23 protein-coding genes are annotated in these 24,141 nt (G+C 68.3%); 20 read left to right on the top strand and 3 right to left on the bottom strand.

From position 1 onward, the window contains the following. The first annotated feature begins 20 nt into the window (after positions 1-20). The 5 genes from QCD75_RS15920 to QCD75_RS15900 all read left to right on the top strand — a co-directional run bounded on the left by QCD75_RS15920 (position 21) and on the right by QCD75_RS15900 (position 6,616). The gene (locus QCD75_RS15920; RefSeq protein WP_024366762.1) at positions 21-1,712 is read left to right on the top strand and encodes a ribonuclease J; all 1,692 of its coding nucleotides are present in this window, start codon (positions 21-23) and stop codon (positions 1,710-1,712) included. A 169-nt stretch (positions 1,713-1,881) separates the two neighbouring features. After that, positions 1,882-4,863 (top strand): FtsK/SpoIIIE family DNA translocase, encoded by a 2,982-nt coding sequence (locus QCD75_RS15915; RefSeq protein WP_301230265.1) that lies wholly within the window; start codon positions 1,882-1,884, stop codon positions 4,861-4,863. A gap of 9 nt (positions 4,864-4,872) precedes the next feature. Beyond that, entirely contained in the window at positions 4,873-5,514 is a 642-nt protein-coding gene (pgsA, locus tag QCD75_RS15910) for a CDP-diacylglycerol--glycerol-3-phosphate 3-phosphatidyltransferase (protein WP_301230264.1), read from the top strand. Next, positions 5,511-6,023, top strand: a complete 513-nt coding sequence (locus QCD75_RS15905; RefSeq protein ID WP_301230263.1) for a CinA family protein — start codon at positions 5,511-5,513, stop codon at positions 6,021-6,023. Before pgsA ends, QCD75_RS15905 begins: the two co-directional genes overlap by 4 nt. A 140-nt stretch (positions 6,024-6,163) precedes the next feature. Further along, positions 6,164-6,616, top strand: a complete 453-nt coding sequence (locus tag QCD75_RS15900; RefSeq protein ID WP_024366758.1) for a helix-turn-helix domain-containing protein — start codon at positions 6,164-6,166, stop codon at positions 6,614-6,616. A gap of 139 nt (positions 6,617-6,755) precedes the next feature. Here QCD75_RS15900 and QCD75_RS15895 read toward each other — a convergent pair whose 3' ends face one another. Beyond that, the gene (locus QCD75_RS15895; protein ID WP_301230262.1) at positions 6,756-7,280 is read right to left on the bottom strand and encodes a MarR family winged helix-turn-helix transcriptional regulator; all 525 of its coding nucleotides are present in this window, start codon (positions 7,278-7,280) and stop codon (positions 6,756-6,758) included. A gap of 44 nt (positions 7,281-7,324) precedes the next feature. Between QCD75_RS15895 and QCD75_RS15890 the strand changes: the two genes are divergently transcribed. The 6 genes from QCD75_RS15890 (at position 7,325) to dapF (ending at position 13,164) form a co-directional block, all read left to right on the top strand. After that, positions 7,325-7,543, top strand: coding sequence for a DUF3046 domain-containing protein (locus QCD75_RS15890; RefSeq protein WP_301230261.1), 219 nt, complete (start codon positions 7,325-7,327; stop codon positions 7,541-7,543). A 331-nt stretch (positions 7,544-7,874) separates the two neighbouring features. Beyond that, positions 7,875-8,927, top strand: a complete 1,053-nt coding sequence (gene recA, locus QCD75_RS15885; protein ID WP_069951200.1) for a recombinase RecA — start codon at positions 7,875-7,877, stop codon at positions 8,925-8,927. A gap of 109 nt (positions 8,928-9,036) precedes the next feature. Further along, positions 9,037-9,561 (top strand): regulatory protein RecX, encoded by a 525-nt coding sequence (locus QCD75_RS15880; protein WP_301230284.1) that lies wholly within the window; start codon positions 9,037-9,039, stop codon positions 9,559-9,561. Between the two features lie 38 nt (positions 9,562-9,599). Further along, positions 9,600-11,174, top strand: a complete 1,575-nt coding sequence (miaB, locus tag QCD75_RS15875; RefSeq protein ID WP_441005502.1) for a tRNA (N6-isopentenyl adenosine(37)-C2)-methylthiotransferase MiaB — start codon at positions 9,600-9,602, stop codon at positions 11,172-11,174. Positions 11,175-11,213: 39 nt separating this feature from the next. Further along, positions 11,214-12,176 (top strand): tRNA (adenosine(37)-N6)-dimethylallyltransferase MiaA, encoded by a 963-nt coding sequence (miaA, locus tag QCD75_RS15870; protein WP_301230282.1) that lies wholly within the window; start codon positions 11,214-11,216, stop codon positions 12,174-12,176. Between the two features lie 31 nt (positions 12,177-12,207). Then, the gene (gene dapF / locus QCD75_RS15865; protein ID WP_301230260.1) at positions 12,208-13,164 is read left to right on the top strand and encodes a diaminopimelate epimerase; all 957 of its coding nucleotides are present in this window, start codon (positions 12,208-12,210) and stop codon (positions 13,162-13,164) included. Here dapF and QCD75_RS15860 read toward each other — a convergent pair. Continuing rightward, positions 13,145-13,759, bottom strand: coding sequence for a class I SAM-dependent methyltransferase (locus QCD75_RS15860; RefSeq protein WP_301230259.1), 615 nt, complete (start codon positions 13,757-13,759; stop codon positions 13,145-13,147). The genes dapF and QCD75_RS15860 overlap by 20 nt on opposite strands. 458 nt (positions 13,760-14,217) lie before the next feature. Between QCD75_RS15860 and hflX the strand changes: the two genes are divergently transcribed. Further along, the gene (gene hflX / locus QCD75_RS15855; RefSeq protein ID WP_301230258.1) at positions 14,218-15,786 is read left to right on the top strand and encodes a GTPase HflX; all 1,569 of its coding nucleotides are present in this window, start codon (positions 14,218-14,220) and stop codon (positions 15,784-15,786) included. Further along, complete coding sequence (locus tag QCD75_RS15850) at positions 15,779-17,905, top strand: ATP-dependent DNA helicase (RefSeq protein WP_301230257.1); 2,127 nt, start codon at positions 15,779-15,781, stop codon at positions 17,903-17,905. The genes hflX and QCD75_RS15850 overlap by 8 nt, the downstream gene beginning before the upstream one ends. 149 nt (positions 17,906-18,054) lie before the next feature. On the opposite strand, the gene lexA is transcribed toward QCD75_RS15850, so the two are convergent. Beyond that, entirely contained in the window at positions 18,055-18,804 is a 750-nt protein-coding gene (gene lexA, locus QCD75_RS15845; RefSeq protein WP_301230256.1) for a transcriptional repressor LexA, read from the bottom strand. Between the two features lie 341 nt (positions 18,805-19,145). On the opposite strand from lexA, the gene QCD75_RS15840 reads away from it, so the two are divergent. The 7 genes from QCD75_RS15840 (at position 19,146) to QCD75_RS15810 (ending at position 24,101) form a co-directional block, all read left to right on the top strand. Beyond that, positions 19,146-19,592, top strand: coding sequence for a LysM peptidoglycan-binding domain-containing protein (locus tag QCD75_RS15840; RefSeq protein ID WP_301230255.1), 447 nt, complete (start codon positions 19,146-19,148; stop codon positions 19,590-19,592). A 56-nt stretch (positions 19,593-19,648) separates the two neighbouring features. Continuing rightward, positions 19,649-20,767 (top strand): histidinol-phosphate transaminase, encoded by a 1,119-nt coding sequence (locus tag QCD75_RS15835; protein ID WP_301230254.1) that lies wholly within the window; start codon positions 19,649-19,651, stop codon positions 20,765-20,767. 66 nt (positions 20,768-20,833) lie between these two features. Next, on the top strand, positions 20,834-21,460 hold the full coding sequence (gene hisB, locus QCD75_RS15830; protein ID WP_301230253.1) for an imidazoleglycerol-phosphate dehydratase HisB: 627 nt from the start codon (positions 20,834-20,836) through the stop codon (positions 21,458-21,460). Beyond that, positions 21,457-22,227: an imidazole glycerol phosphate synthase subunit HisH gene (gene hisH, locus QCD75_RS15825; RefSeq protein WP_301230252.1), complete on the top strand. Its 771-nt coding sequence runs from the start codon at positions 21,457-21,459 to the stop codon at positions 22,225-22,227. Before hisB ends, hisH begins: the two co-directional genes overlap by 4 nt. Then, entirely contained in the window at positions 22,228-22,389 is a 162-nt protein-coding gene (locus QCD75_RS15820; RefSeq protein ID WP_226761165.1) for a hypothetical protein, read from the top strand. It begins immediately after the preceding gene. Between the two features lie 53 nt (positions 22,390-22,442). Continuing rightward, the gene (gene priA / locus QCD75_RS15815) at positions 22,443-23,189 is read left to right on the top strand and encodes a bifunctional 1-(5-phosphoribosyl)-5-((5-phosphoribosylamino)methylideneamino)imidazole-4-carboxamide isomerase/phosphoribosylanthranilate isomerase PriA (protein ID WP_301230251.1); all 747 of its coding nucleotides are present in this window, start codon (positions 22,443-22,445) and stop codon (positions 23,187-23,189) included. A gap of 12 nt (positions 23,190-23,201) precedes the next feature. Next, positions 23,202-24,101 carry an SseB family protein gene (locus tag QCD75_RS15810; RefSeq protein ID WP_301230250.1) on the top strand — a complete coding sequence of 300 codons (900 nt, stop codon included), beginning with the start codon at positions 23,202-23,204 and terminating at the stop codon, positions 24,099-24,101. Positions 24,102-24,141: the final 40 nt, after the last annotated feature.

Genomic DNA, 24,141 nt, shown 5'->3' with positions numbered 1-24,141 from the left:
CGCCTGGAAAGTAGTGCATTATGACCCAAACCGCCCTTCCCGGCCTTGTCACGCCGCCGAAACTGCTCAAGGACACCCTGCGGATTGTTCCGCTCGGTGGCCTGGGGGAGATCGGCCGCAACATGACCGTCTTCGAAATCGACGGCAAGCTGCTCATCGTCGACTGCGGCGTCCTCTTCCCGGAGGAAACCCAGCCCGGCGTCGACCTGATCCTGCCCGATTTCTCATACATCAAGGACCGCCTCCAGGACATCGTCGCCGTCGTCCTGACCCACGGCCACGAGGACCACATCGGCGCCATCCCGTACCTGCTGCGCCTGCGGGCCGACATTCCCCTGGTGGGCTCCCGGCTGACGCTGGCCCTCATCGAGGCGAAGCTGCTGGAACACCGGATCAAGCCGGTCACGCAGACCGTCACCGAGGGCCAGGTGCAGAAGTTCGGCCCGTTCGAATGCGAATTCGTCGCCGTCAACCACTCCATCCCTGACGCCCTGGCCGTGTTCCTGCGAACCTCCGGCGGTACCGTGCTGCACACCGGCGACTTCAAGATGGACCAGCTGCCGCTGGACGGCCGGATCACCGACCTCCGCCACTTCGCCAAACTGGGCGAAGAAGGCGTGGACCTGTTCATGTCGGACTCCACCAACGCCGACGTGCCGGGCTTCACCACCGCCGAGAAGGAAATCGGCCCCACCCTGGACCGGCTCTTCGGCCAGGCATCCAAGCGCCTGATCGTCGCGTCCTTCTCCTCGCACGTGCACCGCGTCCAGCAGGTCCTGGACGCCGCCGCCAACCACAACCGCAAGGTGGCCTTCGTCGGCCGCTCGATGGTCCGCAACATGGCGATCGCCGAGAAGCTCGGCTACCTCGACGTGCCCCCGGGCATCCTGGTCGACATCAAGAACATCGACAACCTGCCGGACAACCGCGTGGTGCTGATGTCCACCGGTTCCCAGGGCGAGCCGATGGCGGCCCTGTCCCGCATGGCCAACGGTGACCACCGCGTCGTCGTCGGCCAGGGCGACACCGTCATCCTCGCCTCCAGCCTGATCCCGGGCAACGAGAACGCCGTATTCCGCATCATCAACGGCCTGCTCAAGCTCGGCGCCGACGTCATCCACAAGGGCAACGCCAAGGTGCACGTCTCCGGCCACGCCGCTGCCGGCGAGCTGCTGTACTGCTACAACATCCTGGAGCCGCTCAACGCGATGCCGGTGCACGGTGAAACCCGCCACCTGATCGCCAACGGCAAGATCGCCCTGGACTCCGGTGTCCCCGAGGAAAGCATCCTCCTCGCGGACAACGGCACCGTCATCGACCTCCGCGACCACCAGGCGGACATCGTCGGCCAGGTCGAGGTCGGTTTCGTCTACGTCGACGGTTCCAGCGTTGGCGAAGTCACGGAAGCGGACCTGAAGGACCGCCAGACGCTCGGCGATGAAGGCTTCATCTCCATCATCACGGTGATCCACCGCGCCACCGGCAAGGTGGTCTCCGGCCCCGAGATCCATGCCCGCGGCGTGGCCGAGGACGACTCCGTGTTCGACGAGATCATCCCGAAGATCAACGCCGCCCTGGAAGAAGCCGTGCTCAACCGCTCGGACCACACCACGCACCAGCTGCAGCAGGTTGTCCGCCGGGTTGTCGGCACCTGGGTCAACCGAAAGCTTCGCCGCAAGCCCCTGATCATCCCGGTGGTCCTGGAGGCGTAAGCCCCGGCGGCGCCAGCGCCCCGCAGCTCAACGGCCGTCCCGGCCTGCCGCAGGCTCCAGCTTGCGGCGGACCGGGAGGGCCGTTCTTGCGTGCCCGGCCCGCAACATGATCCCCGCGGAAGCCCGGAAATCCGCGGTTTTCGGCCCGGCGTCAGGTACCGTAGCGGGTATGGCGACACGTACTTCCTCCGCGCCTAGAGGAAACCCCAGCGGTAAATCAGGCAGCCCTTCGGCCCGGGGCTCCGGCCCGGCTGCGTCAAAAACCAGCAAGCCCTCCGGAACCACGGCCGCCGCGCGCACTCGCCAGCTGGCCGCCGTCGAACCCAAACAGCCCTGGCCGGTCCGGGTTGTGGCCGGCGCCTGGCTGGGCGTTGCCCACGTCGTCGGGGCGGGAATCCGCCGGATCGGCTACGACGTCAGCGACCTCGCCCCCGGGGACCGCCGCGACGGCGCAGCCCTGTTCAACCTAGCGCTCGGGGTCTTTGTCGCCACCTTCGCCTGGTGGGGCTTCCAGGGCTGGTTCCCGGACACGGTCTACGCCGTCATCAACGGCACCTTCGGCTGGATGTCGCTGCTGCTGCCGCTGATGCTGATTGTCTGCGCCTTCCGGCTGTTCCGCCAGCCCGCCGACGGCCGCGGCAACAACCGGATCGGGATCGGCTTCCTGATCATGACCTTCGCCGGCTCCGGCCTGGCCCACATCATCGGCGGGAAACCCACCGTCGCGGAGGGGTTCGACGGACTGCGCCACGCCGGCGGCATGCTCGGCTACCTCGCCGCGGCCCCGCTGGCCGCCATCCACCCCGCAGTCCCGGTGGCCGTTTACAGCCTGCTCGCCTTCACGTCGCTGCTGATCGTCACCGCCACGCCGTTCGGTGCCATCCCCGGCCGGCTGCGCGCCGCCTACGAGCACCTCATGGGCATCGACCTGCAGGACGACGACGGCGAGGGCACGGGCCAGGGCCACGACCGCAGCTACCTCTACGAAAACGACACCCCCGCCCCGGCGAAGAAGAAACGCCGCCGCCTCTTCGGCAAGGACCACGACGAGGAGGCCGGACTCGAAGGCTACGTCGGCGACGAGGCCTTCGAACGGGCCCTCATCGCCGATGAGGAAGCCGAAGCCGCCCGATCCGCCGGTGGCGGTAAAACCGGCTCCAAGTCCGTTGCACCGGGGGTGCGCCGCCCCACCCAGGCCGAGATCGCCGTCGAGAAAATCAAGGCAGCCCAGGGGCTGGGAACCGCCGCCGGAGCGGCGGGGGAGAACGCCACCGAGGCGATCCCGCTCGTCACCCCGGGCATGATCGCTGCAGGCTCACTGAACCCGGCCGCGCCCGCACCCGGCTCGGCCGCCGTGGCAGCCGCCGCGAAGGTCCCCTCCAAACCGGTCGTGCCGGCACCCCTGCCCACCCCGATTCCGCAGCGCACCGAACAGCTCTCGCTGGCCGGCGACGTGACGTACACGCTGCCGCCGTCAGACGTCCTGACCCCGGGCTCCATCCCCAAGGAACGCACCGAAGCCAACGATGCGATTGTCGCCTCGCTGACCGAAACCCTGAACCAGTTCAACGTCGAGGCCCAGGTCACCGGGTTTAGCCGCGGCCCCACCGTGACCCGCTACGAGATCGAGCTCTCCCCGGGCACCAAGGTGGAACGCGTCACCGCCCTGTCCAAGAACATCTCCTATGCCGTCGCCAGCTCGGACGTCCGCATCCTGAGCCCGATCCCGGGCCGGTCCGCGATCGGCATCGAGATCCCCAACACCGACCGCGAGACCGTGTCCCTCGGCGATGTGCTCCGCAGCCAGAACGCTCGCCGGACCGAGCACCCCATGGTGATCGGCGTCGGCAAGGACGTCGAGGGCGGCTACGTCGTCGCGAACCTCGCCAAGATGCCCCACCTTCTCGTGGCGGGCGCCACCGGTGCCGGCAAGTCGGCGTTCGTGAACGCCATGATCACCTCCATCCTGATGCGCGCCACCCCCGACGAGGTCCGCATGGTCATGGTGGACCCCAAGCGGGTGGAACTCACCGCCTACGAGGGCGTCCCGCACCTCATCACCCCGATCATCACCAACCCCAAGAAGGCAGCCGAGGCCCTGCAATGGGTGGTCCGCGAGATGGACGCCCGCTACGACGACCTCGCCAACTACGGTTTCAAGCACATCGACGACTTCAACAAGGCCGTCCGCGCGGGCAAGGTCCACCCGCCCGAGGGGTCCAAACGGGTCATCCGGCCGTACCCGTACCTGCTGGTGATCGTCGACGAACTCGCCGACCTGATGATGGTCGCCCCGCGCGACGTCGAGGACTCGATTGTCCGCATCACCCAGCTGGCCCGTGCCGCCGGCATCCACCTCGTGCTCGCCACCCAGCGGCCCTCCGTCGACGTGGTCACCGGCCTGATCAAAGCCAACGTGCCGTCGAGGATGGCGTTCGCGACCTCCTCGGTGACCGACTCCCGCGTGGTCCTGGACCAGCCGGGCGCAGAGAAGCTGATCGGCCAGGGCGACGCGCTGTTCCTGCCCATGGGCGCGTCGAAGGCCATGCGTGTCCAGGGCGCCTGGGTCACCGAATCGGAAATCCACAAGGTGGTCGAGCACGTCAAGGGCCAGCTCAAGGCCGTGTACCGCGACGACGTCGCCCCCGAGGCGCCGAAGAAGCAGATCGACGACGACATCGGGGACGATCTCGAGGTCCTGCTGCAGGCGACCGAGCTCGTCGTCACGACCCAGTTCGGCTCCACCTCGATGCTTCAGCGCAAGCTCCGCGTCGGCTTCGCGAAGGCCGGCCGGCTGATGGACCTGCTCGAATCCCGCGGCGTGGTGGGCCCCTCCGAGGGCTCCAAGGCCCGCGATGTCCTGGTCAAGCCCGATGACCTGGCGACGGTTCTCGCGGCCATGAAGGGCATGGAGGTGCCCGCCATCACCGATTCCCAGACCGCTGCGCTGAGCGAGAACGCCAACGCGAACATTGGCCAGGGCGGCTACGCGGAGGACCTCGTCGCCGCGGACCTGGACCGGCGCGGCCAGAACACCCGGTACTACGACGGCGCAGACGGCGCAGACGGCGCCGGCGGCGCCAACGGGGGCTCCGGCCCGGATGAGGACGACGGGGGCTCCGAGGACGCCTGGTCGCTCACCGGAAGGTAGCCTAGGAAGGTGACTAGCGCCGAAGCAAACAAGGCCGGATCCGCCCCCGGAATCTGGAACCTGCCCAACATCCTGACGATGCTGCGGATTGTGATGGTGCCGTTCTTCGTCTGGTTCCTCCTGCTCGACGCACCCGGGCTGGTCGCGCAGAACGGCGTCTGGCGCTGGGTTGCCGCGGCAACCTTCGCCGTCGCCATCTACACCGACAAGCTCGACGGCGACATCGCCCGCAGCCGCGGCCTCATCACCGACTTCGGCAAGATCGCCGACCCGATCGCGGACAAGCTGTTGATCGGCTCGGCCCTCGTGATGCTCTCGCTGCTGGGGGAGCTGCCCTGGTGGGTCACCATCCTGATCCTGGTCCGTGAATGGGGCGTCACGGCCCTGCGCTTCTTCGTCATCCGCTACGGCGTCATCCCGGCCTCGCGCGGCGGCAAACTCAAGACCGTCATCCAGACCGTGGCCATCTTCCTGTACATCCTCCCGCTGGCCTCAATCGCACCGTGGCTGGGGATCGTGGCCTTTGCGGTCATGATGGTGGCCCTCGCGATCACGGTCTGGACCGGCGGCGAATATGTCATCGAGGCCCTCAAGCTGCGCGCCAGCGGCATCAGGGCACAGCAACAGAAGATCCAGGAGGGCAAGCCATGACCAATCCCCACCACCCGATCAACCTGCATCACCTGGCCGAAGAGGCCGTCACCGGGGCGATCGGCCGCGGCCTGACCGTTGCCACCGCCGAATCCCTTACCGCCGGCATGCTCGCCGCCGTGCTTGCGGACACGCCCGGCGCGTCCGGGATGCTCCAGGGCGGCGTTGTGTCCTACCAGAACACCGTCAAGACAGAGGTGCTGGGAGTGCCCCGGGAACTGCTGGACAGCGTCGGCGCCGTCGACGGCCGGGTCGCCGAGGCCATGGCGGACGGTGCCCGCAGGATCTGCGGGGCCGACATCGGCGTCTCCACGACCGGCGTCGCCGGCCCCGAGCCGCACGGCGGCAAGGATGTCGGCTCCGTCTACATCGGCGTCGCCACCGCGGAAGGCTCGACGTCGTTCGGGTACAGCTTCGAGGGCAACCGCCCGGAGATCCGCGGCCAGGCCTGCGCCGCGGCCCTGGAACGCCTCCTGGAAGCTCTGGCGGCCCCAGGCTACCGGGCGTAAAGTTTCCGGGAACAAAACTTGATTCCTAATAGTTGTTACATTGTGTCGCTTCCGAATAAGGGAGGCGCCTAGGATGAAAGCATCATCAGTGTCCGCTCTGACCGGCGGGCTCGACATAAAGAGGGAGCAAGGCGATACAGATGGTAAAGCAGCCCGTATCCGTTAACGGCGTTGTCCGCTGGAAGGATGTGGGCCTCGCCGATCAGGCTAAGAGCGAACAGAAGGAGCGCAAGATGGTTGTACTTCGTCACGAAATCGGTGATGTACTCCGCGATGTCCGCCAACGCCAAGGCCGTACCCTCCGCGAAGTCTCGCACAGCGCCCGCGTGTCCCTGGGCTACCTGAGTGAAGTGGAACGCGGCCAGAAGGAAGCCTCCTCGGAGCTGCTCTCCTCGATCTGCTCGGCCCTCGATGTTCCGCTCTCCATCATGCTCCGCGAGGTCAGCGACCGCGTCGCCGTCGCGGAGGGTGTTGCGGTTCCGGACACCGTCCCGCAGGAATTTGCACAGCGCTACGGCCGCGACCTGGACCGTGAGCTCAACTCGGACCTCAACGACGAGTTGGCCAAGGGCCTTCTTTCCGGGGCGCGTTAGCCCCCACACCCACCACTCGACAAAAGACCCCGGCCGGTGTGCCGGGGTCTTTTGCGTGTACTCTCCCTGCCTGCCCGGGGTTTGCCCGCGCCCGGCCTGTGCGTCCCCGGCCCGGGGCGGGCGGGGAGGAACAGGCCCGCTAGTGGGGTTCTTCGCGGGGGAAACCGTCCCGCTCGTAGGTGGCGTTGAGTTTGGCGATGTAGCGGGACAGGGTCTGCAGGTCCTCCGGCGGCCACTCGCCAAGCCGTTCGCGGAACACCTCGCGCCGTGCGTCCTGCACCTCATGCATCCGTTCCTCGCCCATGGGCGTCAGGCGGATTATCTGCGCGCGTCCGTCTAACGGATCAGCTTCCTTGGCGACCAGGCCGAGTCGTTCCAGGAAAGCGATCTGCCGGCTCACTGAGGGCTTCCCGACGCCGATGCTGGAGGCCAGCTCGGTCAGCCGGATGGCACCCTGCTTGCGGATCACCGTGAGCAGGCCGTAGGCCGCCGGTTCCATGTCCGGATGAACCTGCCGGGACAGGTGGTGGGAGATGGACCGGGCGCGCCGCCAGAGCAGGCTCAACTGGTGCTCGACGGCGGTCAGTGCCGCTTCGGTGGAATCGTCCGCGCCGCCGGGGACGCCAGGGCCGGTACTGCCGGGGCCTTCGGCGGGGTTGCTCATGGCAACCATTCTAGAGTCCTCCCGCACCGTGAGAGACTCTAGGGGTGCGAATCAGTGACTTTTGGCGCCTCATGGACGACGAATTCGGGGCAGGCTACTCCCGGGTCCTCAGTAGCTCCCTGGTCCTCGCGGGGGTCGGCAGCCGGACCGCCGACCAGGCCCTGAGTGCCGGGGTCCCGCCCCGGCAGGTGTGGCTGGCGCTGTGCGAGGTCCAGGATGTGCCGCCCGAGCGGCGGCTGGGCCGCGACGTCAAACCCCGCTGACCGGCGCCCGGCCAGCCGGCGCGGGCCCGCGGCCCCAAGGGCCCGGCGCCGAATCCCGGCCCGAACGCCCCTCCTCCAATTCCCGGCCCGAAGCCCCGGCTCCAGCGCCACCCGGCGGCAGCGGCTGACACGCCGTGCGATTGTTCGAATATCTGTTCGGGTAGGACTATGCTTTTTTCAGAGTGTTTTCCACATATACGGGGCCGGCAGGCAACTCTGTCGGTGGGTGCCAGTAGCTTCAGTAATGAACTGATCACCAACCTGATCAAGAACACTAAACACAGGGCCGGAACGGCCCCGCCACAGCGAGAAAGTATTAGAGGTGTGAACCATGGCCGCAGCCCCGGATCGCCAGAAGGCGCTCGACGCAGCGCTTGCCCAGATTGACAAGCAGTTCGGCAAAGGCTCGGTCATGCGCCTGGGTGACGAAGTCCGCGCACCCATCGAGGTCATTCCGACCGGCTCCATCGCGCTGGACATTGCCCTGGGAATTGGCGGGCTGCCCCGCGGTCGCGTCGTGGAAATCTATGGACCGGAATCCTCCGGTAAGACCACGGTGGCGCTGCACGCCGTCGCCAGTGCCCAGCGCCTGGGCGGCATCGCTGCCTTCATTGACGCCGAGCACGCCCTGGATCCGGAATACGCCGCCAGGCTCGGCGTCGACACCGACGCCCTCCTGGTCTCCCAGCCGGACACCGGCGAGCAGGCCCTGGAAATCATGGACATGCTGATCGGTTCCGGCTCCCTGGACGTCATTGTCATTGACTCCGTTGCCGCCCTCGTTCCCCGCGCGGAAATCGAAGGCGACATGGGCGACAGCCACGTCGGCCTGCAGGCGCGCCTGATGAGCCAGGCGCTCCGTAAGATCACCGGCCGCCTGAGCCAGACCAAGACCACGGCTATCTTCATCAACCAGCTGCGCGAGAAGATCGGTGTCTTCTTCGGCTCCCCGGAAACCACCACCGGCGGCAAGGCCCTGAAGTTCTACGCCTCCATCCGCATCGACGTCCGCCGGATCCAGACCCTCAAGGAGGGCGCGGACTCCGTCGGCAACCGCACCAAGGCCAAAATCGTCAAGAACAAGATGGCCCCGCCCTTCAAGATCGCCGAGTTCGACATCATTTACGGCCAGGGCATCTCCCGCGAGGGCGGCATCATCGACATGGGTGTGGAGCACGGCATCATCAAGAAGTCCGGGTCCTGGTTCACCTATGACGGTGACCAGCTGGGCCAGGGCATGGAGAACTCCCGCCGCTTCCTGCGCGACAACCCCGAACTGGCTGCCGAGCTGGAGCGGCTCATCAAGGAAAAGCTTGGCGTCGGAGTCAAGGCCCCGGCCGAGACCGCAGCAGAACCGAAGCTGAAGGCCGTTGACGGCTTCTAACGGCCGACGGCGCCAAGGGGCAGGATTCCCATCGCGGAATCCTGCCCCCAGCTTTGCCGACGCAGACCCGCCCGGGGACGGTGCCGGCCGCGCGGATCCCTCCGCCGGCCTGGACCGCGATGCGGACCCGGCGGCCGTCGCGCGCGCCATTGTCCTGCGGCAGCTGACGAACTCGCCCAAGAGCCGTCTGCAGCTGTCCCGCAAACTGGCCGAGCGCAACGTCCCGGACGACGTCGCGGAAGCCGTGCTGGACCGCTTCGAAGAAGTGAAACTCGTTGACGACGCTGACTTCGCCGAGATGTGGGTGCGGTCCCGTTCCCAGAGCCGCAAACTCGCCAAGGGCGCCCTCCGGCGCGAACTCGCCGAGAAGGGCATCGACGCCGAAACGGCGGCCTCCGCCCTGGAACAGCTCAGCGACGAAGACGAGGAAACCGCGGCCCGCGAGCTCCTCCGGCGCAAACTCCGCGGCGCCACCGGCTTCGGTGACCGTGCCGAGCGGGACAAAACCACACGACGGCTGGCCTCCATGCTCGCCCGCAAGGGGTACCAGCCCGCACAGGCCTTCCGGATCGTCGGCGAAGTCCTCGACGCCGCCGTGACCGGTGCCGACGCCGGTGACGAACCGGAATTCTGAGGAACCCGCGGTACCGTGCGACCCGGTACCCTTAACAGGTGAGTTTGACCATTCCCTCCCCAGCAGCCGGCACCACCCCTTCCACGGACACCTTGTCGACACCCGGCGCCGGGTCACCGGCTGCCGCGCCGCAGCCGCGCACCTACCAGGTGCGGACATTCGGCTGCCAGATGAACGTGCACGATTCAGAGCGTATGTCCGGGATGCTTGAAGCCGCCGGCTATGTGCCCGCCGCCGGGGAACTGGCCGACGTTGTGGTCTTCAACACCTGCGCGGTGCGGGAAAACGCCGACAACAAGCTCTACGGCAACCTCGGCATGCTGGCCCCGGTCAAGGCCGCCAACCCGGGAATGCAGATCGCCGTCGGGGGCTGCCTGGCGCAGAAGGACCGCGACACCATCCTGAAGAAGGCACCCTGGGTGGATGCCGTCTTCGGCACCCACAACGTCGGCGCCCTGCCGGCCCTGCTCGAACGCGCCCGCCACAACAACGAGGCGCAACTCGAAATCCTCGAGTCCCTCGACGTCTTCCCCTCCACCCTGCCCACTAAACGGGACTCGGTCTATGCCGGCTGGGTGTCCATCTCCGTCGGCTGCAACAACACGTGCACCTTCTGCATCGTCCCTGCCCTGCGCGGCAAGGAAAAGGACCGCCGCCCCGGCGACATCCTGGCCGAGATCCAGGCCCTCGTCGACGACGGCGCGATCGAAGTAACCCTGCTGGGCCAGAACGTGAACTCCTACGGCGTTGAATTCGGCGACCGGCAGGCCTTCTCCAAACTCCTGCGCGCCTGCGGCGACATCCCCGGCCTGGAACGCGTCCGCTTCACGAGCCCGCACCCCGCCGCCTTCACCGACGACGTCATCGACGCCATGGCCGAGACCCCCAACGTCATGCCGCAGCTGCACATGCCCCTGCAGTCCGGCTCGGACAAGATCCTCAAGGACATGAAGCGGTCCTACCGCTCGACGAAGTTCCTGGGCATCCTGGACAAGGTCCGCGAGAAAATCCCGCACGCCGCGATCTCCACGGACATCATCGTCGGATTCCCCGGCGAAACCGAGGAGGACTTCCAGGCCACCCTCGACGTCGTGGAGAAGTCCCGCTTCGCCACCGCCTTCACCTTCCAGTACTCCAAGCGGCCCGGCACGCCCGCCGCCGAACTCCCGGACCAGCTCCCCAAAGCCGTGGTGCAGGAACGCTTCGAACGCCTCACCGCCCTGCAGGACCGGATCGCCGCCGAGGAGAACGCCCGCCAGCTCGGCCGGCGCGTGGAGGTCATGGTGACGGCCCAGTCCGGGCGCAAGTCCGAGGAAACCCACCGCCTGTCCGGCCGCTCCCGCGACCAGCGACTGGTCCACTTCTCCGTTCCGGCCGGCGCCCGGACGCCCCGCCCCGGCGACCTCGTCACCGTAACCATCACCGAAGCCGCCGCCTTCCACCTCGTCGCCGACCCGGCCTCGGCGGACGACTACAGTCTTCGCCGCTCCCGGGCGGGCGACGCCTGGGACAGGTCGCAGGCGGACTCCTGCGGCGCACCCGTTCCGGGATCCGCACCCGGCACCACGGGCGTGTCCCTGGGCATGCCCACCCTTCCCGTCCGCGGCCGCTAGCCCGTGGCGGACCCGCAGGCCACGCCGGAAGGGGCTGCACTGGCGGAAGGGGCTGCGCCGGCAACGCCGGCAGCGGCCCCACCAGCACCGCCGGTGGTCGCCGTCGTCGGGCCAACCGGCTCCGGCAAGTCCGATCTCGCCGTCTCGCTGGCGCTGGAGCTCGGTGGCGAGGTCATCAACGCCGACTCCATGCAGTTCTACCGGGGCATGGACATCGGTACGGCCAAAATTACCGATGACGAACGCAGGGGAGTGCCGCACCACCTCCTGGACATCCTGGACGTCACCGAGGAAGCGAGCGTCTCGGACTTCCAGCAGCAGGCCCGGGCGCTCATCGCCGACATCCACGCCCGCGGCAAACGCGCCATCCTGGCCGGCGGCTCCGGGCTCTACGTCCGCGCCGCCCTGGACATATTGGAATTCCCCGGCACGGATCCAGCCATCCGGCGCCGGCTTGAGGCGGAACTGGAAACCACCGGAGCGGCGCCGCTGCGGGAGCGGCTGGAAGCAGTGGACCCGGTCTCCGCCGGCCGGCTCGGGGACGCCCGGCGGATCATCCGCGCCCTCGAGGTGTTCGAACTCACCGGCCGGCCCTTCAGCTCCTTCATGCCCACCCGCGAGTACGCCCAGCCCGCCGTGCAGATCGGGCTCGAGGTGGACCGGGAGCAACTCCGGGAGCGGCTCGCCCGCCGGGTGCACACCATGGTGGACAGCGGGCTGCTCGACGAGGTCCGGGAGCTCGACGCCGCCGGACTCCGCCGTGGGCGGACCGCCCCGCGCGCCCTCGGCTACGCCCAGTTCCTCAAGGTCCTCGACGGCGAATCCGTCGCGGCGCAGGCTGCGGAGGAAACCGTCGTCGCGACCCGGCAATTTGCCCGCCGCCAGCTCACCTGGTTCCGCGCCGACCCCCGCATCCACTGGCTCGACTGGCGGGATCCGGAACTCGTGCCCAAGGCCGCCGCGCTCTGCAGCCCCGGCGCTCACGGCCCCGACACGGCGTAGGCCCACCGCACCGGAACGGTAACCTTGGAGCATGGACGCAACCCTGGCCGAGGCCGCTGACCGCAATCCCACCGGCGACACCGCAGCCCTCAGCGGGCTCAAGTTTTCCAAAGGCCACGGCACGGGCAACGACTTCGTGCTCCTTGCCGACCCCAACGGCACCCTGGCGGTGACCCCGGAGCAGGTCGCGGCACTCTGTGACAGGCACCGCGGAATCGGCGGCGACGGGCTGATCCGCGCCGTCCCGTCCCGGCTGATCGCCGAAGGCCAGGAGCTGCTCGTCCGGAACCCGGACGCTGAATGGTTCATGGACTACCGCAACGGCGACGGCTCACTGTCCGAGATGTGCGGCAACGGCGTCCGCGTCTTTGTGCACTTCCTGATCACCGAAGGCCTCGTGGAGCTGCCCGCCGGCGAATCACTGACCATCGGCACCCGGGCCGGCGCGAAGACGATAGTCCGCACCGCCGCCGGGTACGCCGTCGACATGGGCCCCTGGAAGTTCATCTTTCCGGGCGAGGCCACCGCCCGGGCCATGGATTCGGTGGTCAGCGCGGCGGGACTGGAGGTCGCGCGGCCCGCCCTGTCCGTGAGCATGGGCAATCCGCACACGGTCGTGGCGCTGGCGGAACTGGCCGAGCTGGAGGCCACGCAGCTCTTCACCGCACCCCACGTGGATCCCACCCCGGCTCACGGCACCAACGTGGAGTTCGTCGTGCCGTCCGAGCCGCTGGTCCATGACGGCGTCGGCACCATCACGATGCGCGTTCATGAGCGCGGAGTCGGGGAGACGCAGTCCTGCGGCACCGGCGCCTGTGCCGCCGCCGTCGCGATCCGCCACTGGGCCGGCCAGGGGGCCCCGGACGTCTGGAACGTCCACGTCCCGGGCGGCGTCGTCGGGGTGAAGTTCTTCCTCGGTGCAGAGGGCCACGAGCATGTCGAGCTCAGCGGCCCCGCCGTGATCGTCGCTAGTGGGACGCTTTCCTGACCCGAAGGATGCGGAACGACTTTGAGGTGCTCTCGCGCGTGACCGTGAAGCTGCTGTCGAGCTCCGCTGCGAGCCAGCGCTGAAGGGAATCCGAGCCCAGGTTCTTCTGCACCACCAGCCACGCGGAACCGCCCGGCGCCAGCCGCGGCAGCCACAGGAGCAGCAGGGCATGCAGCTCGTCCTTGCCGATCCTGATGGGCGGGTTGGACCAGATGGTGTCGAAGCGGAGCCCCGGGTCGACGGCGTCGGGCGTGCTGGCCGCGACATTGCCCAGCCCCAGGGCGGCAGCGTTTTCGTTGGTCAGGGCCACGCACCGCTCGTTGACGTCCACCGCGTAGACCTTCGCGTGCGGTGCCCGCAGGGCCATTGTCAGGGCGATCGGGCCCCAGCCGCAGCCGATGTCCAGCAGCGTCCCCTGCGGCGCCGGGGCGGGTGCCTCGGCGAGCAGCACGGCCGTGCCCTTGTCGATGCCGTCCGGGCTGAAGATGCCCGAGGACGTCTGCAGGTGCCGGGTCTCACCGGCAAGCTCCACGGTCAGTGGCTTGCGGGTGAACGGCCCGGCAGGCTGGGCGCTGAAATAATGTGCAGACTCCATAACTGCCCAGATTAGTTGGCCCCCGGCCCGTAGGCGAAACCGCGGCCGCGGGCCTGAGCCAGCCATGCAGTCTGCTAGTGTTAAATACATGTTCTTGAACTTCAAGTAGCCGGCACGGGTTAAATCCCGTCCCCGCAGCGACGCAGGTAGTTACCTTCCGCTCAGTGCGCCAACCCCCTCGATGATCCCGCCAGGGACCACCTGTTGGCGCCCGATCCACTTGGGGTTCGGGCAGTGCCCTCCGGGCGCAGCCGAGCGGCAGGCATTCCTCCTCAAGGCCACGCCTGTTCCCTCCCCATTCTCACCGCTCCATCGCGGAGCCCATCCTGCCCCGGCACCGCTGCCGCAGGCACCCCAGGAGACCCGGTTTGACCAATAGTCGTCAGCCCAGCGCGAATACCGCCCCACACAGCACCGATCGGCACTATTCTGAAACTGCCGAACCTCTAAAGGAGACCATGACCAGTCAGCCCAACACCGGACCCGATTCAGCAGCCCAGGACATGAGTCCTGCGGAAATCCAGGCTGTCATCGACCGGATCCTCTCCAAGGACACCCCTGCCCGGAAAGCAGCCCCGGCTGCCGGTGCACCCTCGTCGGTGCTCGGCAAAGCGCAGGCGATCTCCCGGCTGGATGAGGAACACAGCAACTATGACGGCGACCAGCAGGACCTCGCGGAACGGCACGCCCTGCGGCGTACCGCCGGGCTGTCCACCGAGCTCGAAGACGTCACCGAAGTCGAATACCGGCAACTGCGCCTCGAGCGCGTTGTGCTGGCCGGCCTCTGGACCGAAGGCACTCTCGCCGACGCCGAGAACTCGCTCCGCGAACTCGCCGCCCTCGCCGAAACCGCCGGATCGGAGGTCCTCGACGGGATCGTCCAGCGCCGCGCCAAGCCCGACCCCGGAACCTTCCTGGGCTCCGGCAAGGCCCAGGAGCTCAAGGACATCGTGATGTCCACCGGCGCGGACACCGTCGTCGTCGACGCCGAGCTGGCCCCGTCCCAGCGCCGCAGCCTGGAAGACATCGTCAAGGTCAAGGTCATCGACCGCACGGCCCTGATCCTGGACATCTTCGCCCAGCACGCCAAGAGCCGCGAGGGCAAAGCCCAGGTGGAACTGGCCCAGCTCGAGTACCTCCTCCCGCGCCTGCGCGGCTGGGGCGACTCGATGTCCCGCCAGGCCGGCGGCCAGGTCGGCGGCGCCGGTGCCGGCATGGGTTCGCGTGGCCCCGGTGAAACCAAGATCGAACTGGACCGCCGCCGGATCCGCACCCGGATGGCCAAGCTGCGCCGCGAAATCGCCTCAATGAAGCCGGCCCGGGAGACCAAACGCGCCAACCGCCGTCGTAATGCCGTGCCCTCCGTAGCGATCGCCGGGTACACCAACGCCGGCAAGTCCTCGCTGCTGAACCGGCTGACCGACGCCGGCGTCCTGGTGGAGAACGCCCTGTTCGCCACCCTGGACCCGACCGTACGCAAGGCCGAAACCTCGGACGGACTGGGCTACACCCTCGCCGACACCGTGGGCTTTGTCCGTTCGCTGCCCACCCAGCTCGTGGAGGCATTCCGCTCCACCCTGGAAGAGGTTGCCGACGCGGACCTGATCCTGCACGTCGTGGATGTCTCCCACCCCGACCCGGAGGGCCAGATCGCCGCCGTCCGCAAGGTCTTCAGCGAAGTCGACGCACGCAAGGTTCCGGAAATCATTGTCCTGAACAAGGCCGACGCCGCCGACCCCTTCGTGATCGAACGGCTCAAGCAGCGCGAACCGCGCCACGTGGTGGTGTCGGCCCGCACCGGGGAAGGCATCCCGGAACTGCTCAAGGCCATCAGCGAAGGCATCCCGCGGCCCAGCGTGAAGCTGGAACTGATGATCCCATACAACCGCGGGGACCTGCTCAGCAAGCTGCACGAGACCGACGCCGAGATCCTCAGCCTCGACCACGAGGAAGCGGGCACCCGCGCCGTCGTGATGGTGCGCGAGGGATTCGCCGCTGAACTGGATTCGTTCATCAGCAATGACTGAGGCAGCGGTGACCGGGACGGAGGCGAACAGCCCCGCCGGGGACGACCCGGACGCCGGGAAACGCGCCCCGGGAAAAGGCGGCCGGACGGGCGAGGAGTTCGTCATCGAACTCCTCGACCGTGCCGTGTCCGGCATGGGCGGCCAGAGCCGCGACGGCCAGCACGAAATGGCCCGGCAGGTGGCGCACGCGATTGACAGCGGTGACCACCTGCTGGTCCAGGCCGGAACCGGAACCGGCAAATCCCTTGCGTACCTGATCCCGCTGATCGCCCATTCGCTCGTCAGTGACAAGCCCACCCTGGTCTCCACCGCCACCCTCGCCCTGCAGACCCAGATCGTCGGCCGGGACCTGCCCCGGCTGCTGAAGACCATCACTCCGGCGCTTGATCGGCCTGTCAAGATTGCCCTCGTCAAGGGCCGCTCCAACTATGTCTGCCGCCACAAGCTCGACGGCGGCTTCCCGTCGGAAGAACCCTCGGAGGGGCAGCTCTTCTCGCTCGGAGAGGACACCTCCGTGCCGCATTTCGCCGCGGCGATGGGCGGCCCGTCGTCCCAGCTCGGCAAGGAAGTCGTCCGGCTGCGCGAATGGGCCGAGGACACCGTCACGGGGGACCGGGACGAACTCCTGCCCGGAGTGACGGACCGTGCCTGGCGGCAGGTCTCCGTCACCTCCATGGAGTGCCTCGGCGCGCAGAAATGCCCGCTGGCGGCCGAATGCTTCAGCGAACTGGCCCGGCAAAATGCCGCCGACGCCGACGTCGTCGTCACCAACCACGCCATGCTGGCCGTCAGCGCCTTCGAGGGCCTTGCTGTGCTGCCGGAATACGACGTCGTGGTGGTCGATGAAGCCCACGAGCTGCAGGACCGCGTGACCGGCGCCGTGTCCGGCCAGCTCTCCGTCGCGATGGTCCATGCGGCCGCGTCCGGGGCCCGGAAAAACACCGGCATCACCGTGGACGCCCTGAACAACGCCGCGTCCAACCTCGAACTTGCCATTGAAGGGGTCCCCAGCGGACTCATGCCCAACGGACTCAACAGCGAACAGCTGGACTGCGTCGACCAGCTGCGGGACGCCTGCCGCGCGGCACTCTCCGACTCCAAGGGCGACAGCGCCAACACGGTCGACGGCGGCCGGCAGCTCGCGCGCTCACGCCTGATGGTGATCCTGGAACTCTGCGAACGGCTGCTTGCCGCCCGGGAAAACCGCGAAGTGGTCTGGTTCTCCCGCAACAGCACCTTCGACCCGCAGCAGGGCTACTCCCAGCCCGACGAGTCCGCCCCGGCCCTGATCAACATCGCCCCGCTCAGCGTCGCCGGACGGCTCCGCGAGGGCCTGTTCGCGGACCACACCGTCATCCTGACCTCGGCGACGCTGGCGATCGGCTCCGCCTTCGAACCCGCCGCCGGCGGCCTTGGCCTGGTCGGGCCCGGCGCCCCCAGCTGGACCGGAGTCGACGTCGGCTCCCCCTTCGAATACCCCAAGCAGGGCATCCTGTATGTCGCCAAGCACCTGCCCAAGCCCGGCCGCGGCACGTCCCCGGAAGCCCTCGACGAGCTGGAGAAGCTGATCCGGGCCTCCGGCGGCGGAGCCCTGTGCCTGTTCTCCTCCCGGCGCGCCGCCGAGGACGCCGCCGAGGCCATGCGGCCCCGGCTGGACATGAGCATCCTCTGCCAGGGGGATTCGACCATGACCGCGCTCGTGAAACAGTTCGCCGACGAACCGGACACCTGCCTGTTCGGCACCATGTCCCTGTGGCAGGGTGTGGACGTGCCGGGGATCTCGTGCCGCCTCGTTGTGATCGACCGGATACCGTTCCCGCGGCCCGACGATCCCCTCATGACGGCCCGGTCCCGGGCAGTGGCCCAGGCCGGCGGCAACGGCTTCATGAGTGTTTCCGCGACCCACGCCGCCATCCGCCTGGCCCAGGGTGCCGGCCGCCTGATCCGCACCACGACGGACCGGGGGGTGGTTGCAGTGCTGGACTCGAGGCTGTCCACCGAGCGCTACGGGGGATTCCTCCGCGCCGCACTGCCGCCGTTCTGGCCCACCACCGACCCCGCGATCGCCCTGGCGGCCCTGGCGCGTCTCTCGAAGGAATCCGGGCAGCCCGCCCCTTAACTGCGCAGCCGGTAATCCCGCAGCCGGCCGGGAACCCGCACCAGGGGCTGTGCCGTCCCCGGCACCCGGGCAGCAACGCGGAAAGGGCCCCGTCCGATGCCGGCGGGGCCCTTGCGCACAGCTTCGTGGGGTGCTGCCCCCGTTACCCCCTACAGGGAGCGCAGCACCGAGACGACCTTGCCCATGATGACGGCGTGATCGCCGAGGATGGGCTCGTACTGGGTGTTCTGCGGCAGCAGCCAGGTGTGCCCGTCGCGCTGGCGGAACGTCTTGACCGTCGCCTCGTCGTCCAGCAGCGCGGCGACAATGTCGCCGTTGAGGGCGTCGCCCTGCCGGCGGACAACCACCCAGTCACCGTCACAAATGGCGGCGTCGATCATCGAATCGCCCGCAACCCTGAGCATAAAGAGCTCGCCGTGGCCCACCAGCTGGCGTGGCAGGGGCATAACGTCCTCGACGACCTGGTCGGCGAGGATCGGGCCGCCGGCGGCGATGCGGCCCACGAGCGGAACCATGGCCGTATCGGTGGCACTGGCCAGGTCCGACACGGACAGCCCGCCGATTGTGCGCAGGCCGCTGGACTTCTCGACCCCGGAAACCTTTGTGGTTCCCTCATCGAGGGTCAACGGCATCAGCACCTCCATGGCGCGGGGGCGCTTGGGGTCACGCCGCAGATAGCCGAGTTTTTCGAGCTGTGAGAGCTGGTGGGTGACGCTGGAGAGGCTGGCCAGTCCGACCGTGTCGCCGATCTCGCGCATGGACGGCGGGTAGCCGTTGTCCGTCACGGAGCGCTGGATCGTTTCCAGAATCTTCTTCTGCCGGACCGTGAGGCTCTTGGGTGGCCGGGCTGCCTGCGGGCTCCGCTGCGTGGCCCTGCCGCCAGTGGCTTGTGCTGCCATGTTCGCCAACGCCTTTCCGTTCCGCCCGGCCGCCGTGGCTGCAGCTGCCGGGAACTTCCGGCCTGAAATGTCAGACCCTGCTGATCAACTGCAGAAGTGGTTGTTCTTTGACTCAAACGTAGGCCAGCCGCACAGCATTTTCAAACATTTGTTCTAGCGAGTCTCGACAATGTTCGTCAATAAGTGCTAAAACTAAACAGGCAAGGTTCGAATATGTGTTCTAGTCGAACACCACTCGGACACAGCACGGCGTTCGGTTCTTTGTTCGAAGGTTTGGCCGGTTGGCGGCGCGTATGTGGAGTACGCCGGGCGGCACAGTATGGTCCAGGAGGGCTCAGTTCATGTCAGCATCAAGCGCGTTTCACGACACTTTCGGCCGCGACGCATTCGGCAACTACGGCCGGCCCGACGGCGGCGCTGCCGCCAGCGGGCACAGCCCAGCGGGCCGCGGAACTCAGGCACGGCCGGCCAAGGCTGCGCCGCTCAGGCTTACCCGGCGGGGACGCTTCGTCTTCATCGGGGTGCCGCTGATCCTGCTGGCGGCACTTATCCTCTCGTTCAGCGGCTTCTTCAATGCACCCGCCAAGGCTGCCGAGTCCGCCGCCGGACTGTCGCTGACCCCGACGGTCAGCGTTACGGTGCAGCCCGGTGAATCCCTCTGGGCCATCGCCGCGACCGTGGCACCGGAACGGGATCCCCGCGACGTCGTCGCCGACATCATCCAGCTAAACAACCTGGAAGCCGCCCCGGTCGTGCCCGGCCAGGCACTCTTCATCCCGTCCAAGTAAGGCGGTCCAGCCGTCACAGTTTCAGGGCCCGCAGCGATCTCACTTAAACTAGTGAAGTGACTGACCAGTTAGAGCGCCTGAACCGACTTCCCCTCCGGACGAATCTGCGCGGCCTGACGCCGTACGGAGCCCCGCAGCTGGACGTCCCCATCCTGCTCAACGTCAACGAGAACACCCATGGTGTCCCCGCCGACGTGCGCGCCGCCATCACCGAGGCCGTCACGATCGCCGCGGCCGGCCTGAACCGCTATCCGGACCGGGAATTCACGGAGCTGCGCGGGGCCCTGGCGGAATACCTCGGACACGGGCTGGGTGCAGAGAACATCTGGGCCGCGAACGGCTCCAACGAGGTTCTCCAGCAGATCCTCCAGGCTTTCGGCGGCCCCGGCCGGACCGCGCTGGGCTTCCCTCCCACGTACTCCATGTACCCGCTGCTTGCCGCCGGCACGGACACCGGGTACCTTGCCGGCGTCCGCACCGACGACTACGGCCTGAGCGCCGAGTCCGCCGCCCGCCAGGTCCGCGAACTCCAGCCGAACATCGTCTTCCTTTGCTCCCCGAACAACCCCACCGGAACCGGGCTTGGCCTGGACGTCGTGGAGGCCGTCTATGCGGCCGGTGAAGCCAGCCAGACCATCGTGATCGTCGACGAGGCGTACCACGAGTTCGCCCATGACGGCACGCCCAGCGCCCTAACCCTGCTGCCCGGCCGGGAACGGCTGATCGTCTCGCGGACCATGAGCAAGGCCTTCGCCCTGGCCGGAGCACGCATCGGCTACATGGCGGCGGCGCCCGAGGTGACGGACGCGCTGCGCCTGGTCCGGCTCCCGTACCACCTCTCGGCCATCACCCAGGCGACCGCCCTGGCGGCCCTGCACCACCGGGTGGCGCTGATGGCCGACGTTGAGGACATCAAAATCCAGCGGGACAGGATCGTGTCTGAACTGCAGCGGATGGGACTCAAGCCTGCCGCCTCCGACTCCAACTACGTCTTCTTCGGCGGCCTCGACAACCCGCACGAGATCTGGCAGGGCCTGCTCGATGCCGGTGTGCTCATCCGGGACGTTGGCATACCGGGGCACCTGCGCGTGACTGCCGGGACTGAGACGGAAACCACAGCCTTCCTCGAAGCCCTCGAACGGATCCTGGCCGGCCGCGCAGTGCAGCCCGCCTAGACTTAACCCAGGACATCCACCCTGCCCTGTTCGCCGGGCACCGTCGTCATCCAAAAGGACACCCACATGAGCAACACCGGATCAACCGCTGCCGAGGGCCGGACCGCACGCATGGAACGGACCACCAGCGAGTCATCCGTGCTGGTCGAAATCAACCTGGACGGCACCGGCGTCTCGGACATCAGCACCTCGGTCCCGTTCTACGACCACATGCTGACGGCGCTGAGCAAGCACTCCCTGATCGATATGACGGTCAAGGCCACCGGCGACACTTACGTTGACGTGCACCACACGGTCGAGGACGTTGCCATCACCTTCGGCGAGGTCCTGCGCACCGCGCTTGGGAACAAGGCCGGGATCCGCCGCTTCGGTGAGGCCACGGTTCCCCTCGACGAGGCCCTCGCGCACGCCGTCGTCGACGTCTCCGGCCGCCCCTACCTTGTCCACGGGGGAGAGCCTGCAGGCCAGGAGTACCACCTGATCGGCGGACACTTCACCGGTTCCCTGACCCGCCACGTCTTCGAAGCGATCACCCTGCACGCCGGAATCTGCCTGCACATGAACGTCACCGCCGGCAGGGATCCGCACCACATCGTCGAGGCCCAGTTCAAGGCGTTCGCGCGCGCCCTGCGCGCCGCCGTCGAACCGGACCCCCGGGTCAAGGGCATCCCCTCCACCAAGGGTGCCCTGTGACCGGCAAGGTGCTCAGGGACGGCGCGATTGTCAACCCCGACGCCGGCAGGAAGCCTGCGTCTCCGGACGGCAAGCCGACCGTCACGGTCCTCGACTACGGTTCCGGCAACGTCCGGTCCGCTGTCCGCGCCCTCGAACGTGCCGGCGCCGAGGTGATCCTCAGCGCCAGGCCGGAGGACGTGCTCAACGCCGACGGCCTCGTGGTCCCCGGCGTCGGGGCGTTCGAAACGGTGATGCGCGAACTCAAAGCCGTTGACGCCATCCGCATGATCGGCCGCCGTGTCGCCGGCGGCCGTCCCGTTCTCGCCATCTGCGTGGGCCTCCAGGTCCTTTTCGAGGCCGGCGTCGAACATGGAACCGAAGCCGAAGGCATGGGGGAGTGGCCCGGCAAGGTCGAACTCCTCCCCGCCGACGTCGTGCCGCACATGGGCTGGAACACCGTGACCGTGCCGGAGGGCTCCCGGCTCTTCGCCGGGGTCGAGGACGAGCGCTTCTACTTCGTCCACTCCTACGGTGTCCAGCACTGGGACTTCGACGTGATCCAGCCGCGGATGACGGCGCCACTCGTCACCTGGTCCGAGCACGGCGCCCCCTTCATCGCGGCCGTCGAAAACGGTCCGTTGTGCGCCACGCAGTTCCACCCCGAGAAGTCCGGCGACGCCGGGGCCCGCCTGCTGCGCAACTGGGTGGAAAGCCTGCGCGGCGGCTCCCGGACCCCGGAAGCCCTCACCCCGGAAGCCCTCACCCCGGAAGCCGGGACCGCCTAGATGGTGTGGTCCGTAGTGCTGATGGGGCTCGCCGGCCTGCTGGTCGGCGGGGGCCTGTCGTTCCGCCAGCAGAAAAGCCCCCGCTGGGTCCAGATCGTGTTCTACGTCCTGGCCGGGATGGCGCTGCTCGCCGCTTACCTCCTGACGCTGCCTGCCGCCTGACCCGCCACGGCGACCCCAACCCCCTCCCGTCCCTGAAGAGCTGAGGATCCACCATGACCACCGAAACCCCGCTGCCCGTGCTGGAACTGCTGCCCGCCGTCGACGTCGTCAACGGCCAGGCCGTCCGTCTTGTCCAGGGCGAAGCCGGCAGCGAAACGAGCTACGGCACACCCCTGGAAGCCGCCCTTAACTGGCAGCAGCAGGGCGCGGAATGGGTGCACCTCGTCGACCTCGACGCAGCCTTCGGCCGGGGCTCCAACGCTGAACTGCTCCGCGAGGTGGTCGGCCGCCTCGACATCAAGGTGGAGCTCTCCGGCGGCCTGCGCGACGACGAGTCGCTCGAGAACGCCCTTGCCCTCGGCGTCGCCCGCGTCAACCTGGGCACCGCGGCACTGGAGAACCCCGAGTGGACCGCCCGGGTGATCGAGCGCTTCGGCGACAAAATCGCCGTCGGGCTCGACGTCCGCGGCACGACGCTCGCCGGACGCGGCTGGACCAAGGAGGGCGGCGACCTGTGGGACGTCCTCGGACGCCTCGAAGAGGCCGGCTGCGCCCGCTACGTCGTCACCGACGTCACCAAGGACGGCACCCTCCAGGGACCCAACGTGGAACTGCTGCGCCAGATGGTGGAGAAGACCGGCAAGCCCGTGGTCGCCTCCGGCGGGATCTCCAGCCTGGACGACCTCCTGGTGCTGCGCTCCCTCGTGCCGCTCGGCGTCGAGGGCGCCATCGTCGGCAAAGCCCTCTACAACGGCAACTTCACGCTGCCCGAGGCCCTCGACGCCGCCGGCCGCCGCTAGCAGGCCCGCAGCATGGAGCACCAGCCGGCCGGTCACGGCGCCGCTGACGGCCCGGCCCCCGCACGCCACCTGCCCGGCCACATCGCGGCGGCCCTCGCCGGCGCGGGCGGGGCGGCCGACTCGGCCGGCCGGCCCTGGGCCGGGCGCAGCCTCAGCGGCGACGGCGCCAGGATCCACACTTTCGAGGACGACGACGGCGCGGCCGACGCCGGATACCTCGCCGCGCTGGCGGCCCTCGCAGCCGGCGACAGCGACGAGGCCGCGGTGGTGGCCTCGCTGGCCACGGCGCGGGTCTTTGTGCCGATCCTGGCCACACTCGCCGAAGAAGGCGAAGGCGCCGGCGGGCTGCACGCCGACAAACAGGCCGATATGGCCCTCGTGACACTAAAGGCCCCGGACGGCCGGACGGCGATGCCCGTCTTCACCTCCGCCGCGTCGCTCGCGGCCTGGCACCCGGAGGCCCGCCCGGTGGCCGTCTACGCTGCCCGCGCGGCACTCTCCGCGGTCGCTGAGGGCGCGGAACTCCTCGTGCTCGACCCGGGCTCCCCGGTCACCTTCGTCGTGCGCCGGCCCGCGGTTTGGGCCCTCGCGCAGCAGCGGGACTGGACGCCGTCGTACGCTGATCCCGAGCTCGCCCGCAGCCTCGGTGAGGCCGCGGCTGGCTTTCCCGCCGTCCGGCGTGTTGAAATTCATCCAGGGGGTGGCGTTGCCTCGGTTGCCGCCGATGGACGGCAACTCCGGGGCGGGGGCTCCGGCCCGGAACTCCGGGTGCTGCTCTACCTTGAAGACGGGCTCGACGCCGCCGGCGTCCAGTCCCTGGTGTCCGGTCTCAACGATGCCTGGGCACGGAATGAAGTATTTGCTGAGCGCGTCGACTCGATCGAGGTCAAATTGCAGCGCGCAGCACCGTAGCTGACGGCCAGCGGGGGAGATCCTGGTGCTGCCGGTGGCA

This window comes from Arthrobacter sp. PsM3 (genome assembly GCF_030433895.1).
GTDB lineage: Bacteria > Actinomycetota > Actinomycetes > Actinomycetales > Micrococcaceae > Arthrobacter.
Note: the sequence above shows the minus strand (reverse complement) of the source record. Positions and strands in the feature narration are given on the sequence as shown.

Bases quoted from the DNA above. Each gene is read 5' to 3' on its own strand.
- QCD75_RS15920 (WP_024366762.1), top strand. From the start codon at position 21: ATGACCCAAACCGCCCTTCCCGGCCTTGTCACGCCGCCGAAACTGCTC.
- QCD75_RS15915 (WP_301230265.1), top strand. From the start codon at position 1,882: ATGGCGACACGTACTTCCTCCGCGCCTAGAGGAAACCCCAGCGGTAAA.
- QCD75_RS15905 (WP_301230263.1), top strand. From the start codon at position 5,511: ATGACCAATCCCCACCACCCGATCAACCTGCATCACCTGGCCGAAGAG.
- QCD75_RS15900 (WP_024366758.1), top strand. From the start codon at position 6,164: ATGGTAAAGCAGCCCGTATCCGTTAACGGCGTTGTCCGCTGGAAGGAT.
- QCD75_RS15895 (WP_301230262.1), bottom strand. From the start codon at position 7,280: ATGAGCAACCCCGCCGAAGGCCCCGGCAGTACCGGCCCTGGCGTCCCC.
- recA (WP_069951200.1), top strand. From the start codon at position 7,875: ATGGCCGCAGCCCCGGATCGCCAGAAGGCGCTCGACGCAGCGCTTGCC.
- dapF (WP_301230260.1), top strand. From the start codon at position 12,208: ATGGACGCAACCCTGGCCGAGGCCGCTGACCGCAATCCCACCGGCGAC.
- QCD75_RS15860 (WP_301230259.1), bottom strand. From the start codon at position 13,759: ATGGAGTCTGCACATTATTTCAGCGCCCAGCCTGCCGGGCCGTTCACC.
- hflX (WP_301230258.1), top strand. From the start codon at position 14,218: ATGACCAGTCAGCCCAACACCGGACCCGATTCAGCAGCCCAGGACATG.
- QCD75_RS15850 (WP_301230257.1), top strand. From the start codon at position 15,779: ATGACTGAGGCAGCGGTGACCGGGACGGAGGCGAACAGCCCCGCCGGG.
- lexA (WP_301230256.1), bottom strand. From the start codon at position 18,804: ATGGCAGCACAAGCCACTGGCGGCAGGGCCACGCAGCGGAGCCCGCAG.
- QCD75_RS15840 (WP_301230255.1), top strand. From the start codon at position 19,146: ATGTCAGCATCAAGCGCGTTTCACGACACTTTCGGCCGCGACGCATTC.
- hisB (WP_301230253.1), top strand. From the start codon at position 20,834: ATGAGCAACACCGGATCAACCGCTGCCGAGGGCCGGACCGCACGCATG.
- QCD75_RS15820 (WP_226761165.1), top strand. From the start codon at position 22,228: ATGGTGTGGTCCGTAGTGCTGATGGGGCTCGCCGGCCTGCTGGTCGGC.
- priA (WP_301230251.1), top strand. From the start codon at position 22,443: ATGACCACCGAAACCCCGCTGCCCGTGCTGGAACTGCTGCCCGCCGTC.
- QCD75_RS15810 (WP_301230250.1), top strand. From the start codon at position 23,202: ATGGAGCACCAGCCGGCCGGTCACGGCGCCGCTGACGGCCCGGCCCCC.